The organism is Citrobacter sp. wls708 (assembly GCF_005281255.1).
Classification (GTDB): domain Bacteria; phylum Pseudomonadota; class Gammaproteobacteria; order Enterobacterales; family Enterobacteriaceae; genus Citrobacter; species Citrobacter werkmanii.
This window is the reverse complement of record NZ_SZXE01000043.1, coordinates 150,025-165,597: the sequence shown is the minus strand read 5'-3', so window position 1 is coordinate 165,597 and position 15,573 is coordinate 150,025. Positions and strand designations below refer to the sequence as shown.

10 protein-coding genes are annotated in these 15,573 nt (G+C 54.4%); all 10 read right to left on the bottom strand.

What is annotated here, in order from left to right:
* Positions 1–37: 37 nt before the first annotated feature.
* Positions 38–1,867, bottom strand: coding sequence for an exodeoxyribonuclease V subunit alpha (recD, locus tag FDW97_RS22030; protein ID WP_085048802.1), 1,830 nt, complete (start codon positions 1,865–1,867; stop codon positions 38–40).
* The gene (recB, locus tag FDW97_RS22025) at positions 1,864–5,409 is read right to left on the bottom strand and encodes an exodeoxyribonuclease V subunit beta (RefSeq protein ID WP_137351628.1); all 3,546 of its coding nucleotides are present in this window, start codon (positions 5,407–5,409) and stop codon (positions 1,864–1,866) included. The genes recD and recB overlap by 4 nt, the downstream gene beginning before the upstream one ends.
* Positions 5,402–8,290 (bottom strand): pitrilysin, encoded by a 2,889-nt coding sequence (gene ptrA, locus FDW97_RS22020; RefSeq protein ID WP_038633297.1) that lies wholly within the window; start codon positions 8,288–8,290, stop codon positions 5,402–5,404. Before ptrA ends, recB begins: the two co-directional genes overlap by 8 nt.
* A 179-nt stretch (positions 8,291–8,469) precedes the next feature.
* On the bottom strand, positions 8,470–11,838 hold the full coding sequence (gene recC, locus FDW97_RS22015) for an exodeoxyribonuclease V subunit gamma (RefSeq protein ID WP_121529508.1): 3,369 nt from the start codon (positions 11,836–11,838) through the stop codon (positions 8,470–8,472).
* Between the two features lie 12 nt (positions 11,839–11,850).
* On the bottom strand, positions 11,851–12,174 hold the full coding sequence (locus FDW97_RS22010; RefSeq protein ID WP_038633302.1) for a prepilin-type N-terminal cleavage/methylation domain-containing protein: 324 nt from the start codon (positions 12,172–12,174) through the stop codon (positions 11,851–11,853).
* The gene (locus tag FDW97_RS22005; RefSeq protein WP_137351627.1) at positions 12,159–12,566 is read right to left on the bottom strand and encodes a DUF2509 family protein; all 408 of its coding nucleotides are present in this window, start codon (positions 12,564–12,566) and stop codon (positions 12,159–12,161) included. The genes FDW97_RS22010 and FDW97_RS22005 overlap by 16 nt, the downstream gene beginning before the upstream one ends.
* Positions 12,563–13,126: a prepilin peptidase-dependent protein gene (locus tag FDW97_RS22000; protein WP_087856756.1), complete on the bottom strand. Its 564-nt coding sequence runs from the start codon at positions 13,124–13,126 to the stop codon at positions 12,563–12,565. The genes FDW97_RS22005 and FDW97_RS22000 overlap by 4 nt, the downstream gene beginning before the upstream one ends.
* Positions 13,117–13,587 carry a prepilin peptidase-dependent protein gene (locus tag FDW97_RS21995; RefSeq protein WP_137351626.1) on the bottom strand — a complete coding sequence of 157 codons (471 nt, stop codon included), beginning with the start codon at positions 13,585–13,587 and terminating at the stop codon, positions 13,117–13,119. Before FDW97_RS21995 ends, FDW97_RS22000 begins: the two co-directional genes overlap by 10 nt.
* Before the next feature lie 185 nt (positions 13,588–13,772).
* Positions 13,773–14,567 carry a thymidylate synthase gene (gene thyA / locus FDW97_RS21990; protein ID WP_038633316.1) on the bottom strand — a complete coding sequence of 265 codons (795 nt, stop codon included), beginning with the start codon at positions 14,565–14,567 and terminating at the stop codon, positions 13,773–13,775.
* A 6-nt stretch (positions 14,568–14,573) separates the two neighbouring features.
* Positions 14,574–15,449 (bottom strand): prolipoprotein diacylglyceryl transferase, encoded by an 876-nt coding sequence (gene lgt, locus FDW97_RS21985; protein ID WP_038633319.1) that lies wholly within the window; start codon positions 15,447–15,449, stop codon positions 14,574–14,576.
* Positions 15,450–15,573: the final 124 nt, after the last annotated feature.

Genomic DNA, 15,573 nt, shown 5'->3' with positions numbered 1-15,573 from the left:
TGCCGGATGCGGCATAACAGCCGCATCCGGCCTACAGCTACATCATGCCGTCATTAAATAATGCTGATAGCCCGCTGCGGCGTTCGGTACGCATGACAATTGCCCCGCCCAATATTCGTTCATCGGCATACAGCGACAGACGGCGGCGCGCGCGGGTTACGGCGGTATAGACCAGCTCGCGGGTAACCACGGGGGAATGCTGGCTGGGTAAAATCAGCGCCGCATGATCAAACTCAGAGCCCTGCGATTTATGTACCGTCATCGCCCAGGTGGTTTCATGCTCAGGCAAGCGGCTGGGTTGCACCGACTTAATCGAACCGTCCGGCAGCGCAAACCACACCCTCAGCCCTTGTCCGCGATCGAGGGCAATGCCAATATCACCGTTAAATAATCCCAGCGAACTGTCATTGCGCGAAATCATCACCGGTCTTCCCTCATACCAACGACTGTGCGTCGAACGGTGAATTTTACGTTTTTGCGCCATCACCTGCTCAATGCGCTCATTCAAACCGCCTACGCCAAACGGGCCTTCCCGCAAAGCGCACAGCAGTTGATACTCATTGAAGGCCTGAATGATGGCATCCGGCGCGGCGCCCTCATGCAGTAAATCCAGGTAGTGCCCATAACCTGCCAGCGCCTCATCCAGCATCGCGGCGTAATCTTCACTGCTGCGTAACGTACGTTTTTCGATATCGCTGAATCCCTGCTGGAAAACCGTTTTTACCGCAGCTTTGTCACCGCGATTAATCGCAGCAGCCAATTGACCGATCCCAGAATCACTGCCGAAACGATAGCTTTTTTGCAGCAGACACAAGCTGTCACGCAACGCCGCCGCCTGAGTACCCGTTCCCGCCGGAATAGCGCTACCGGTCAGGCGACTAAGCTGCCGGGCGCGTTCCGGGGTAAATCCTTCGCTGACAAAAGCACAAATATCCCCGAGCACCGCCCCCGCCTCGACGGAGGCGAGCTGGTCACGATCGCCGAGAAAAATCACCCGCCCGTGCGGCGGTAGGGCATCGATAAGGCGCGACATCATCGGCAAATCAATCATCGAGGCTTCATCCACCACCAGTACATCCACATGCAGCGGGTTCCCCGCATGATGACGCAGGCGCTGGCTGCCAGGCTGAGCGCCTAATAACCGATGCAGCGTACTGGCATCATCGGGAATGCGTTTCTTTTGCTCATCGGTAAGCGGCAGTTCTCGCAACGCCGCTCCCAGCGAGGCGGTCAGACGCGCAGCCGCTTTTCCCGTTGGCGCCGCCAGACGAATACGGCAGCGTTCACCGTCCGCCATCTGGATCAACGCCGCCAAAAGTCTCGCGACCGTTGTCGTTTTTCCGGTGCCCGGCCCGCCGGAGATCACTGATATACGGCGGGTCAGCGCCACAGCAGCGGCCACCTTTTGCCAGTTAACGCCTTCCGATGATGGAAACAGCGCCTCCAGCGTGTCAGTCAGCCGTTGTTCATCCACCTCAATGGCGTGGTTAACTTCACTGAAAAAACGCGCCACCGCGCGTTCGTTATGCCACATGCGGTTCAGATACAGGCGATCGCCGTACAGCACCAGCGGGGTCGGTTGCTCGCCATGGCTTACTGCCCCGGAGGCCAGCAAACATTCCGCCCAGTCTTCAGGCTCGCCCATCTCAGCAAGCCAGGCGCTTAACAAAGGATGAGCATCTTCGCGTAAGGATAATCGCGAAAGTGGTAAGCAGACGTGCCCTTCTCCCGCTTCGCGGCTGAGCAATGCCGCAGCCAGCGCAACCGCAGGATTACCATTTCCGGCCACTGCCAGCGCAAACTGGGCATCCAGAGGCCGGAGCTGTTTTTGTTCAACGGCTTCCAGCAATCGTTTCTGGATTGTCATGACATCTCCTCCAGCTCCGCACCGGCAAACATCTCATCCATCAAAGCGATCAATTCTCCGTCTGGTCGGGTGGCGTAAATTCCCTGCTGCGGATCCTCGCCATCAACGCCGCGCAGGAAAAGATAGATAACGCCGCCAAAATGGCGTTCATAGTCATAATCAGCAATGCGATGGCGTAAGTAGCGATGCAGCGCCAGGGTATAAAGTTGATATTGCAGGTCGTAGCGATGCGCCTGCATGGCTGAGGCCATCGCCTGCTGCGTGTAGGCTGCGCTGTCTTCACCCAGCCAGTTAGATTTGTAATCAAGCAGGTAATAACGCCCCTGATGACGAAACACCAGGTCAATAAACCCTTTTAGCATGCCGCGTACCTGCATAAAATCCAACGCAGAGCAGCCCGCTGAGAGCGGATCGTATTTACGGATCAACGCATCAAGTCGGCTGGCCATCAGCGGCTGCGAAATCGGCAGATAAAACTCCATCTCCACCTGTTTTTCACGGGCGGAAAGTTGGCTCAAACTGACGCCCGTCTCGTTAAGAGGCGCCTGCAAAATGGCGTCCAGCCATGCGGTCAAAACCGGCGTCCAATGCGCGTCATAACCGCCCAAGGCCAGTTTTTCCTCGACCCAATGCGGATCTACCGGTTGGGTAAAATCAAGGTCCTCAAACAGGCTATGCAAAAACGTGCCCGGCGAGGCGCCGCGCGGAAATTGATGCGGGGTGAGTACTGACTCCGCAATGACCTCGCCAACGCCTGCGGCATCAACATCCAGGCGCGGGATCAGATCCTGCGCGATTCCATGTCCGCGCTGTTGCAGGCCGGAATAACTGGTCACGCGCCAGCCATCGCCGGGGGTGCGTTGCAATGTTCTCGCACTCAATGTGGCGCTGACCGGCTGCGCAACCTGCCAGCGCTCACCGTCAGGTTGACCTGGCGTCAGGCAGGCAATATCGTCGCAACCCAGTGCGTCAATCGCGCCACGCAGTCCCACGGCATCCATTGGCTCACCTTTTTGCAACAGACGACCAAGGGCGCTCTGATGCACATCGGTATCCCCTTTTTTATCGCCCCGACGACGTATCAACGGCGCAACGCCAAGGCTGCAGTGCCATACCGAACGGGTTAGCGCAACGTAGAGCAAGCGCAGGTCTTCCGCCAGGCGTTCAGCCTCTGCCAGCTCAACGCTCTCCCTGGCATCACTGAGGTCCAGTACCGCTTCAAAGGAGCTGCGATCGTGGTAGAACGCCTGATCCTGGACGCGGAAATTCGTGATAAACGGCAGCCAGACCAGCGGGTATTCCAGCCCTTTCGATTTATGAATAGTCACGATTTGTACCAGGTGCTTGTCGCTTTCCAGTCTGAGCTGCTGGCTTGACGCATTGCTGTCCGGTTCAAGAATATGCTGGGACAACCAGCGCACCAGCGCATGCTCGCTTTCCAGTTGCGATCCCGCTTCCTGGAGCAGTTCGCTGATATGTAAAATATCGGTCAGACGGCGTTCGCCCCCTGCCGTCGCCAGCAGGTTTTCCGCAATCTGGCGGTTTGTCATCAGCGCACGCAGCATCGGCATGACGCCGCGTTTATGCCAGATTTGACGATAGCCGTCGAATTCTTCAACTACCGCATCCCAGGCATTTTCGTCGTTATTTAATGCTTCAATATCCTGCGCATTCAGCCCCATCATTGAGGTCGCCAACGCGCTACGCAGTGTGTTTTCCCGTTCCGGCGTCATCACCGCTTGCAGCATCCACAGCAATTCCTGCGCTTCCAGCGTTTCAAATACGCTGTCACGGTTGGAAAGGTAGACGGAGGGAATCGCCAGTTGCGTCAGGGCATCGCGGACCAGCGCCGCCTCCTGGCGGCTACGAACCAGTACGCTGATGTCTGAGGCGCGTACCGGCCTGGATGCTTTACCGCTGACCAGTTGCGCATCACCAGAGTGTCCGGCCTTCAGCCAGTCGCGAATTTGCGTCGCGCACACCTGCGCCATGTAGTTCTGGTAGTCGCCTACGCCACAACTTTCCCCTTCCATCAGCCACATACTCATTGCGGGCTGCGTTTCACCATGTAAAACAAACCGCAGCGACTGGTTTTTCTCTGCAAATTTTACCGGGCTAAAGGGGATTTCGCGGAACATAAAGGCGTCGTCCATCTGGCTGAAAAGCGTATTCACGCTATTGACCATGCCGGGGGCAGAACGCCAGTTGGTATCGAGCGTATAGTGTGCGCTGACTTCGCTGCGCGCCTTCATATAGGTGAAAATATCCGCGCCGCGAAACGCATAAATAGCCTGTTTGGGATCGCCAATCAACAACAGCGCGGTCTCCGGCTGATGCTGCCAGATCCGGCGGAATATGCGGTACTGCTGCGGATCGGTATCCTGAAATTCATCGATCATCGCGACCGGGAAACGGGTACGGATAGCCGCCGCCAGCGCATCGCCGCTGTCACTGCGCAACGCCGCATCCAGACGGCTGAGCATATCGTCAAAGCCAAGCTCGCCGCGTCGACGCTTCTCTTCGGCAACCGCGGTGCGGATTTCCGCCAGCGCCCGGGTGATCACCAGATCGCGGAGAGTTAACGGTTCGCTAAGTAGTTCATCAATGGCGACGAAAAGCGGGTGCTGAGGCGTTACGCCCCCCGCTTTGGTGCGCTCTTGCAGAAAACGCTGTGAGAATTTCTCCAGCGCGTCAGGAAGCTGGTAACTCTGGGTTTCTTCCTGTGCCCATGCGCTGATCTTTTCGATCCACTTGCTCTGGTTACCGCGATTGAATTTACGTCGGTCGATCCCTGAGGCTTCCAGCAGACCGTCCAGCTCATCAACAGAGCCGCGCCATTGCTGCTTAATCCGGTTAATGCGGGCGAGAATTTGTTCGTGTCGGGAGGCCAGCGTTTCGTCATCGGACGGGGGAGCCTTGATCACCGGCGCTTCGCCCTGCAGATAGCGATCGATATCCCTCAATAGCGCCTGAGGACCTTTCCACGTTTCAAAAATGGCCTGCGCAATGTCGCGGGACAACGGATAGCAATGCCGCCGCCAGAAGTCCGCGCACGCCTGATAACGCAGCAGTGATTCGTCTTCAATCAGTTGCTGTTCAAACAGCATGCCTGACTCAAAGGCGTTGAGGCTCAGCATGCGCTGACAAAAACCATGAATGGTAAACACCGCCGCTTCATCCATCTGTCTTTCAGCCAATAGCAGCCACTGGGCGGCCTGTTTTTTATCGGCTATTTCGTCTAACAAACGGGCATATAGCGGGTTGTCGGTGGTTTCACGCAGGCAGGCAATGCGCAGCTCATGAATGTTGCTACGAATTCGGCCACGCAGTTCCTCTGTGGCCGCCTCGGTAAAGGTGACCACTAACAGTTCTTCAACGGTCAGAGGACGTGGAAAGGCGGCAGAGCCGCCCAGTCCAAGCAGTAAACGTAAATACAGGGCGGCGATGGTAAAAGTTTTACCGGTGCCCGCAGAGGCTTCAATCAGGCGCTCGCCCGTCAGGGGCAAGCGCAGTGGATCAAGGGACTCAGCGGCATCATTCATTCTTGTCACTCATCAGGGGTAAGGTTTGCTGCAACGCGCTGACGGTCTGCCACACTTTCCAGCCTTCCGGGCGCACGTATTCTGCTTTCCCGTTCTGACTGCCGGAAACCTGTGACAGTATAGCCATGCCTTGCGGCTCAACCACCGCCTGATGGAAGAAGTCGGCAAGTTTTTGCGGCGTCAGCAGTTTAATCTGAGCCACTATTTTATCACGTGAATCGAAGCGCATATTGCCGCGATCAAAATCTTTGCTTAACTGTGAGGCTTCTTCCCCCAGCGTTTGCGGCGCCTGTAGCATTTGCGCAATGATCGCCTGCTGAATTTGTGCAAACTCTTCAGGTTTCATTGCCCGCAGCTTCGCTTCCGCCGTCGGGAAAAATGCTTTATAACGCTCCCAGAGGTAAGACGGTTGCTTATCACTGCTTTGTAACAGGAACCCCATCCCCCACTGACGCCCAACGCTCATCGGGAAAGCAAATACGGCATAGCCTAACTGCTCTTCAGTACGCAGTTGATTGTAGAACCACGGCTGAACAATTTGCCCTAACATGGCGCTGTAGGCTGAACTGCTGTATTCGTCATAGCCAGTTGGCACAAATACCGCCGCCAGCGCAGAATCCGTGCTACTACCCGCTTTCTCAAAGATGACGGACTGCTTCTTGTCCACGACCACTTCTTTGTTCCGGCACCACTGCGAACCCTTCGCGCCAAGCTGTTTCTGGATATCCTGCGCCATGGTTGTAGCCTGAGCTTTGCTCATATTACCCACCACCAGGAACTCAGGCCGCGCCCCCGCTTTTAACGCATCGCGGTAGGACATCACCTCTTGCAACGTAATGGATGGCAATAGCGCGCGACGTTCATCGCGTGAGAAATAGGGCACCTGAGACAGCATTTGCACCGGCATAATCGCCTGATCGTAGGCTTTACCTTTTTCCGCAGAGTCCATCATCTGGGCGTACCAGGATTTCGCCTGTGCCAGTTGTTCATCCGTTGAGGTGTAGCTGAAATAACCGCTCAATAACGCCTGAAAAAGCTGCGGCAGACGTTGAGTGTAGCCGTTAGCGTTAAGCATCAGACCATTGTTTGCGTTGGTAGAAAAACCTATTCCCCCCACCGATGCCTGGTTGCTTAACTGATCGAGCGCGATTCCCGCCAGGTAATCGTTCAGGGCGAATAATACCTGGTTGCGCGCGCTATCCATCGCTTTCGGGTTACGCAGGATCACGCTGACATCAGCCTTCGGCTCGCTGGCAAAATACTGGCTCGGCGCATACACCACGCGCAAATCCGGCTCATCGACGATCAGTTCCGGGTGAGCGTATTTTTTATCCGCTTTGATCAGCGTGAAATCATCCGGAATGTAGGGGTTCAGCTCTGGCAAAGACAGCGCAATGCCCTGTGCTTTTTGCTGCCAGTCAGCAAAGGTTTTGTCGCTGATTTTGTCCACCTGATAAGGCGCATCGACAAAATAAGCGGTTTTATTATGCGGTTCTTTCGCGCTGATATACCAGATACGCGCATTCTGCGGCGTCATCATTGCCAGACGTTGCGCAATGGCTTGCGCATCATATTGGTCGGCAATATTCACCGCATCCAACGTATGCTCGACGGGAACGCGGATCATGGTATCAGCCAGCCATTCCACGTAGTCCATATCACGAGTGATTGAAGGATAACGGAAATCGAGATCCAGCACGTGTGCCAGTTCGTTAAAGTAGCGTTTATCGACGCCTTTCTCACGTAACAGATTGAGATAGCTAAAGATGGCCGCAACAACTTCATCGCGGTTCGCCAACCCTTTGTCGGTTAACGTCGCAGAAATGGCTAATACCCCGCTGTTGCCATTAACCACCGGATCGGAATCGGCGCGAATGCCCTCCACCAGCCCCTGTTTTTGCAGCCAGTCGGACAGCGTACCAGGACTACGATTGCCAATCAGGTAGGTTATCAGTTCATCAGTTTTACTGCGGAACTTTGCGCTGTTGTTATCGATACGAAACTCGACGCGCAGGACTTTGCGCGGCATTGCCGGCACATAGTGGATGATGATGCCTTTCTGCGCGTCGGTGACAACCGGTACGGTGATTTCCGGTTTTTCGATATTTCTGTTCGGTACGCGGCCGAAAGTATCAGCGGCTATCCGCGCCAACTCTGGCAGTGGTTTATTACTATAAATCACCGCCTTCATCAGGTTCGCGGAGTAGTACTTTTCATGAAATTTTTGTAAAGCCAGCACCACCGGGTTACCCGGTTTATCGCTTAATGTCTCCAGATTTCCGCCGGAGAAACGCGAGCCAGGGTGCGCCGGGTTGATCGTCTCAGCGCTGACCTGCGCCATACGCATCCCATCCCGGGTACGCGCCAGCGTCAGCTCGGAGTTCACCGCGTTACGCTCGCGATCGGCATATTTTTTATCCAGCAACGGATCGGCGATCGCGTCCGCCAGTCTATCCACTGCCCCCACCAGCGCGTCGTTTTCGACTTCAAGATAAAAAGCCGTACGGTAAGGCGCTGTGCTGGCATTGTGGCTGCCGCCATGCATTTTCAGGAATTCAGCCAGGCTGTCGGGCTGCGGGTATTTTTTCGAGCCCATCAGACACATGTGTTCGAGATAATGCGCCAGCCCCTGATGATCGTCCGGATCTTCCAGCGAGCCAACAGGCACCACCAGTGCAGAAAGGGATTTCACGGCCTGCGGATCGGATACCAGCAACACGACCATGCCGTTATCAAGGCGCACGGCCTGATACTGGCGGGTATCTTTATCGCTTTTACGGATGGTTTCAGCTAAAGGCTGCCAACCGGTATCTGCCTGACTTACGGGAACCCAAAGGGCGACGAACAACAGTAATGCGCTGAACCAGGTGCTGCGGGGCATTCACAAACCTCATCATTAACGTATTCACCTGTTCACTGCAAACCACGTATCAATACGTGGCATGAACAGGGCAAGACTTCGTGCTGAACAAGTCAGCATCTTCTCTTTTTAAGAATCAGTCCGTGACAGAATGCGCATCATAGTGGAAGCCATCAAATTGCGCAATTTTTATACAACCATCAGGACTGGTTAAAGCGAAAAATCGGTAACAGATAGCGCTGTGACTGTAAAACAATGCGTTCCAGCGTCTCGGCATCCAGTTGACGCCACAGGCGTTGATACCAGATATCATCGCCTTCGCCACGAACCATCATGTTGCCTTCATAAGCCTGCAAAAACTTACTGCGCGCTTTTTGCAACGTATCGTCGTCCTCTAACATGGCATCATTTGCAGCGTCATAACAGGTTTTTATCCATGCGCCGCCGCTTTCCGGTAATACCAGCAATGGCGACGACATGCCTTCCCGATATCCCTCAATGAGCTGCGACAAATACAGCAGCGCCTGTTCTGCCGCCAGTGGAGGGAAACGCCATTCCCCGTCTTTGCGCAGGAACAACCGACTCTCTCCCGTACCGCCACTGGCACAATAGACAAGATGTTCCAGCCAAAGTTGCACCCCCTGGGCAATGCTTATCAAAGATGGGCGCCAGCGCAACAAACCGTCCTCTTGCACCTGCGGCAACCAACCGGTGATTTGCACACCGTTACAGATGAGATCAATCTCCATGCTCTGGCAAGGCTGACGACAGGCGATAATGCGTTCAGCCAGCGACTGCATCTCCTGACGCTGCGTATCCCACAGAATTTCGCCAAATGACCCATAGGGCAGCACGCCTGCCGCACGAAAACGGCGAAACAATCGTTCAGCATCGTTCTCTTCAACCAGCGTGTTAAGCAATTGCTGATTAAGCTGATAGCGAGTTAATCCTTCCAGAACAAAAGGTTCAGTTTCCGGGATCTCACTTTCTTCAGAACGAAAGTTGACCTGCAAACGCATCTGAAAAAAGGCCCGTACCGGATGAGCCCAAAATCGCTGTAACGTTTCCAGCGTTAACGTGGCTGGCATTTCAAAGGGGAGAGGCTGCACAAAATCCGTGTGCGCTTTTCCTGACAGGCTCGCCGCAGGCAGCCACTCCCGGGCGTAGCTTTGCTGTTCGCCGGGCTGATAGTTTTGTGCGTCAAAAGGCATGCGGGTATGCAGACGGGTAATGTGCGCTTTTACCCGGGCCTCGCTTTGATCGCAGGTCAACGATTCGTCGCCCGGCAAATAGTGGCTTTGCCCGATGTAATCCATCAGTTCCTGCACCAATACCGACGGGAAGCGTTCGCTGTTATCCTGAATTGAGCGGCCAATGTAGCTGATGTAGAGCGTTTGCTGCGCCGAAATTAATGCTTCGAGGAACAGATAACGGTCATCATCGCGACGGCTGCGATCGCCCCGCATCGGTTTTTGACTCATCAGATCAAAGCCCAGCGGCGCAAGCTGACGCGGATAAACGCCATCGTTCATGCCCAGCAGGCATACAACCTTAAAAGGAATAGAGCGCATCGGCATCAGCGTACAAATGTTAACGGGCCCTGCCAGGAAGCGCTGGCTAATGCGTTCCTGGTCGAGACGCTGCGCCAGCTCATCACGTAGCAAGGAAAGCGGTACGGCATCGCCATACTCAGCCCCCAGTCCTTCAGTAATAATGGCCTGCCACTGCTGTTCAATCAGCGTCATCGCCGCTTCGGTATCCGCATCCGGCAGGAAGAAATCATTAAGCATGTCCCGACAAACAGGCAGCCACTCTTCCAGCGGGCGCTCCTGCGCCAGTCCTCGACGCCAGAGATTAAGCTGCATCAGCAACGAGGCCAGATGCCCTACCAGTTCGGCAATCAAACCGCTCGACTCATCGTAGGGCAATACCGATTGCCACTCGCCCTGGGCGCTTTCCATCGCATAGCCGAGCAGCATGCGCGTTAAACCAAATTGCCAGGTATGTTGACCCGTTGGCGGAAGTTCCAGTTCACGCACGTTATCGTCGTCAATTCCCCAGCGAATACCTGATTCATTGACCCACAAACGAAGATAGCGCAGACCATCTTCATCAATGTTGAAACGTGCCGCCAGCACGGGGACATCCAGTAATGCCAGCACATCCTCAGAGACAAAACGGCTATCCGGCAGCGACAGCAGACTGATAAAGGCCTGCAAGACGGGATGAGACTGACGCGCCCGACGGTCGGAAATCGCATAGGGTAAGTAACGGTCGGCTGGCGCGCTGCCAAAAACCGCCTGAATGAACGGGCTATAGCTGTCGATATCCGCCACCATCACGATAATGTCGCGCGGCGTCAGCGTGGGATCTGCTTCCAGCATTGCCAGCAGTCGGTCATGAAGAATTTCCACTTCACGCTGAGGGCTATGGCAGACATGGAAAGTCACGCTGGTGTCGTTCACATCAAGCAGTCGTTTGTTGTCGCTCCGGGAATACTCGTCCAGCGTAACGCCCGCCACGGCCCGGCTTTGTAACTCGAGAATATCCGACTGAATGTTATGCAAAAGATTGTCTGGGGTTATATCGACAAACGCATCCAGCTCCTGGCTGTTTTCCAGTTCTGAAAGCAGATAAATATAATCACGTCCCAACTTACCCCACGAGGCCAGCATCGGGTTGCCTACATCCTGCTCACCATCACTGTTAAACAATCCTGCCGCATTCTGAGTATCACGAAACAGCGGCAGGTGACGTTCTTCAAAACTGTGCCGACGCTGACGCGCCAGCAACTTTGCCAGCCAGGCGGGATCTTTAATGTCGCCCCAATAGTAGCGACAAGGGTTGGTAAACAGCAGATGAATATCAATGTGCTTACCCAACGCCTGCAAGGCCTGCAGGTAAACCGGCGGTAGCGCCGAAATTCCGCAAATAAAGACGCGAGAAGGCAGCCCCTGCGGACATTCAGACGCATTTTCCAGAGTGTGAATAAATCGCTGATATAAATTGGCGCGATGCCAGCGCGGTTGACCCAGTTCTGCGGTGTATTCCACCAGCGCTTTCCACAACGGCGCCTGCCATGCCTGAGCCTCGCCGAGTCCTTCAATCTGGCGCCCCGCTTCCCACTGCGTTAACCAGTCAGGGCGATAAACTAAATACTGATCGAAAAGGTCCGCCGCGCGTGAGGAGAGTTGAAACAGCTTACGTTTATCGGTGTCGTCCGTCAGATAGTGTCGCAGCAGTGCGAAGTCATCGTTATCCAGCAATTGCGGCAGCAGAGTCATTAACTTCCAGCTCATGCTCTGTTTGCTGAACGCGCTCTCTTTCGGGATATCCGGCAGCACGCGCACAAACATATCCCAGATAAAACTCGCGGGTAGTGGGAAATCGATGTTGGCGGCGATACCAAATTTCTGTGCAAGGGTCATCTGTAGCCACTGCGCCATACCGGTGCTTTGCACCAGGATCATTTCCGGCTCAAAGGGATCGTCCAACCGCTCGCGCTCAACGATAAACTCCATTAACGCTTCCAGCACATCCAGACGATTGGAGTGGTAGACCCTTAACATAGCGGCTCCTGACTACTGACGGTTCGGGCAATGCAGACGTGTCATTTGACCTTGCCTGCCCAGAGGTGAAGAAATTTTAACGCTGATGCTGACACATCCTGCTTCCGTTGTCTGCATTCGGTTAACCTGCCAGTTCACAGGTGGTGAAAACGGATACAGCTGGGTTTGCTGCCAGGCGTGACGCCAGAGTTGCTGATACTGGTTTCTGACGATAAAACTGTTCATCAACGCCCGCTGGTATCCCGATAGCGCAGTCACAACCATGATCATCAGCACCATTGCCAGCATCACTTCCGGCAGGCTAAAACCACGTTGTCTGTTCAGGGAGTCTGACATAACGCTACCACCTTTAACGGACAAAAATCGCTCCAGCCATGCGCCGAAAATTCGATATTGCCATCGATAACCGCTCCCTGACGCCATAACGATACCCCTTCATAATGCGCAATAAGCAGCACGGAAGTCTCAGTAAGTCGTCGCAGGCAAACCGCGACATCCTGCCCGGTATAACGCCGACACTGTAAAGCCGGTTGTAAGCCCCAGGACTGCATGCGTCCCCATTCGATGGCAGATTGCACTACCGCCTGCCGTTGCAAAGACCGACTTTCCGTTGTAACACGCGATGCAAAACTCGTTTCTTGTCGGCTAACACCCTGCAATAACAGGCTGCCGAGCACTAGAAGTAGCAGGACCATCGCCAGGGACGAAACACCTCGCTCACTATTCACAGGTTGAAACCTGTCACACTGTAAAAGGCTTCAATGACTTTTTGCGGTTCGACGTTGCTCACTCCACGCAAACGCAACGTAAGGAGTGGTTGAAATCCGCGAATATTCAGGCGCTCAACCTTAAACGCCTGAATCTCTATCGTGGCTGGATCGGTCATTTTCTCCCACCCTTTGCCATTACAACTCGTTGCTCCTCGCTGGGTCTCCAGGACTTTGTCCTGTAAACGAAATCCGATGGTATCGGACTCTTTCGCGGGAACGCTCTCCCAAATGCCGTTACTGTTGGCATCCCAACGGGCAATGACACAGTCACCCTTAGCCGATATCACCAGTTCCTCTCCGACACAGGTTCCCCGGCAATACCCTGCCCGCTGAAGATGTTTTGCCACGGTATAGACCCGCTGCCATATTTCATCCTCCAGCGCTAGCTGGCGCGTATTGCGCAGGATCTCTCGCTGCAGAGCGGGTAAAAATCGCGCTGCGCTGAGCAGTAAAATGCTGCTAATGACCATAGCAATGAGCACCTCCAGCAGCGAAAAACCCCGCTCGTTTACTGACATGACCTGGCCTCATCGCGCTCGCAAAGCCTGATCCGCCCCCAGCCTGACACCACCACGCGCCATTCGCCTGCCGCATTTTTCAGACGAATATGTCCAGCCCATGCCGTATTGCGCAGCCCATAAAAGGCCAGTGAAGGCGTTATCTCTGCCATTTCGACATCGTCCCAGCGCGATGCAAACACCAGGGGTGAAGTCGGTTTACACCCGTCTTGTAAAGCCGCAGAACTGACCAGACACCACGATAGCCCATCCTCCATCACGCTTATCACGTGATCGCGGTTACGCCAGTTAGCATCTTCACGTAGTTGCAGCAGGTAGTCCCGCACCTGACAGGCGGTCTGCCACAGGCGCTGTTGTTGTTGCCAGTACTGCCAGCCATACAACCCGGACGCGCCAAGCGCCGCGACAATCAGCATCGCAATCAGGGTTTCGAGAAACGTGTAGCCTTGTTGTTTTTTCATGCCGCCAGTATGGCGTGAGGAAAATGAATAACGAGCGGGAAATTCGGTTTCTACGGCGAGCTACGGGGAATATTTGACGCGTTGCAGAGCGTTGCAATATTTCAGGAACCCGCGCCGAAGAATGAAATGACAGACAAAAAAAAACCGACGCGCGAAGGCGTCGGTTGCGACAGCATCAAGCCCGGTTAGATAGCCACCGGCGCTTTAATACCGGGATGTGGATCGTAGCCTTCGATTTCGAAATCTTCGAAGCGATAATCAAAGATAGATTCAGGCTTACGTTTGATGATCAGCTTCGGCAGCGCACGCGGTTCGCGGCTAAGCTGCAAATGCGTTTGATCCATATGATTGCTGTACAGGTGCGTGTCGCCGCCGGTCCAGACAAAATCGCCCACTTCCAGATCGCACTGCTGCGCCATCATGTGTACCAGCAAGGCGTAGCTGGCAATGTTAAACGGCAGACCGAGGAACACATCGCACGAACGTTGATACAGCTGGCAAGAGAGCTTGCCATCCGCCACATAGAACTGGAAGAAAGCATGGCACGGCGCCAGCGCCATCTTATCCAGCTCACCGACGTTCCATGCGGAAACGATGATGCGACGAGAATCCGGGTCATTTTTCAGCTGGTTTAACACCGTGGTGATCTGGTCAATATGGCGACCGTCCGGCGTTGGCCACGCGCGCCATTGTTTGCCATAAACCGGGCCTAAATTACCGTTTTCATCCGCCCATTCATCCCAGATTGAGACGTTGTTTTCATGCAGGTAGGCAACGTTAGTATCGCCCTGCAAAAACCACAGCAGCTCATGAATGATCGAGCGTAAATGGCAGCGTTTGGTCGTAACCAGCGGGAACCCTTCCTGCAGATTAAAACGCATCTGATGACCAAAAATGGAAAGCGTTCCGGTTCCGGTACGGTCGTTTTTCTTTGTGCCTTCATCCAGCACTTTTTGCATCAGTTCTAAATACTGTTTCATGGTTCCTCAGGAAACGTGTTGCTGTGGGCTACGGCGGTACGCCCAAACCATCATAATAATGCCTGCGACAATCATCGGGATAGAAAGGATCTGTCCCATGCTGATGTACTGCACCCAGGTGCCGGTAAACTGTGCGTCCGGCTGGCGGAAGAATTCAACGATAATACGAAACGCGCCATAACCAATCAGGAACAGACCGGACACCGCACCCATAGGACGCGGCTTGCGAATGTACAGGTTCAGAATGATAAACAGTACAACCCCTTCCAGCGCCATCTCATAAAGCTGCGAGGCGTGACGCGGCAGCGAGCCGTAGGTATCAAAAATGGACTGCCACTGCGGGTTGGTTTGCAGCAGTAAAATATCTTCGGTACGGGAGCCCGGGAACAGCATGGCATACTTGAAGTTCGGGTCGACGCGTCCCCACAGTTCACCGTTGATAAAATTACCCAGACGCCCTGCGCCCAGACCAAACGGGATCAGCGGAGCGATGAAATCAGAAACCTGGAAGAACGAACGCTTGGTGCGTCTGGCGAAGATAATCATCACCAGAATCACACCGATAAGCCCGCCGTGGAAGGACATGCCGCCATCCCAGACGCGGAACAGATACAGCGGATTATCGAGGAACAATGGGAAGTTATAGAACAGTACGTAACCAATACGTCCGCCGAGGAAAACCCCGAGGAAGCCTGCATACAGTAAGTTTTCTACTTCATTTTTAGTCCAGCCACTGCCCGGACGATTAGCACGGCGCGTCGCCAGCCACATCGCGAAAATAAAACCCACCAAATACATCAAGCCGTACCAGTGAAGCGCGACGGGTCCGATTGAGAAAATGACCGGATCGAAATCCGGAAAATGCAGATAGCTACTGGTCATCTGTCACCACAAGTTCTTGTTATTTCGCTGAAGTCAGACAGCAATTGATAAGCGCGCCTGCATAAAGCAGGCGCTCCAAAGGTGCGAATGATAGCACAAGGGGATCGCAGCGGATGCCGGGAAG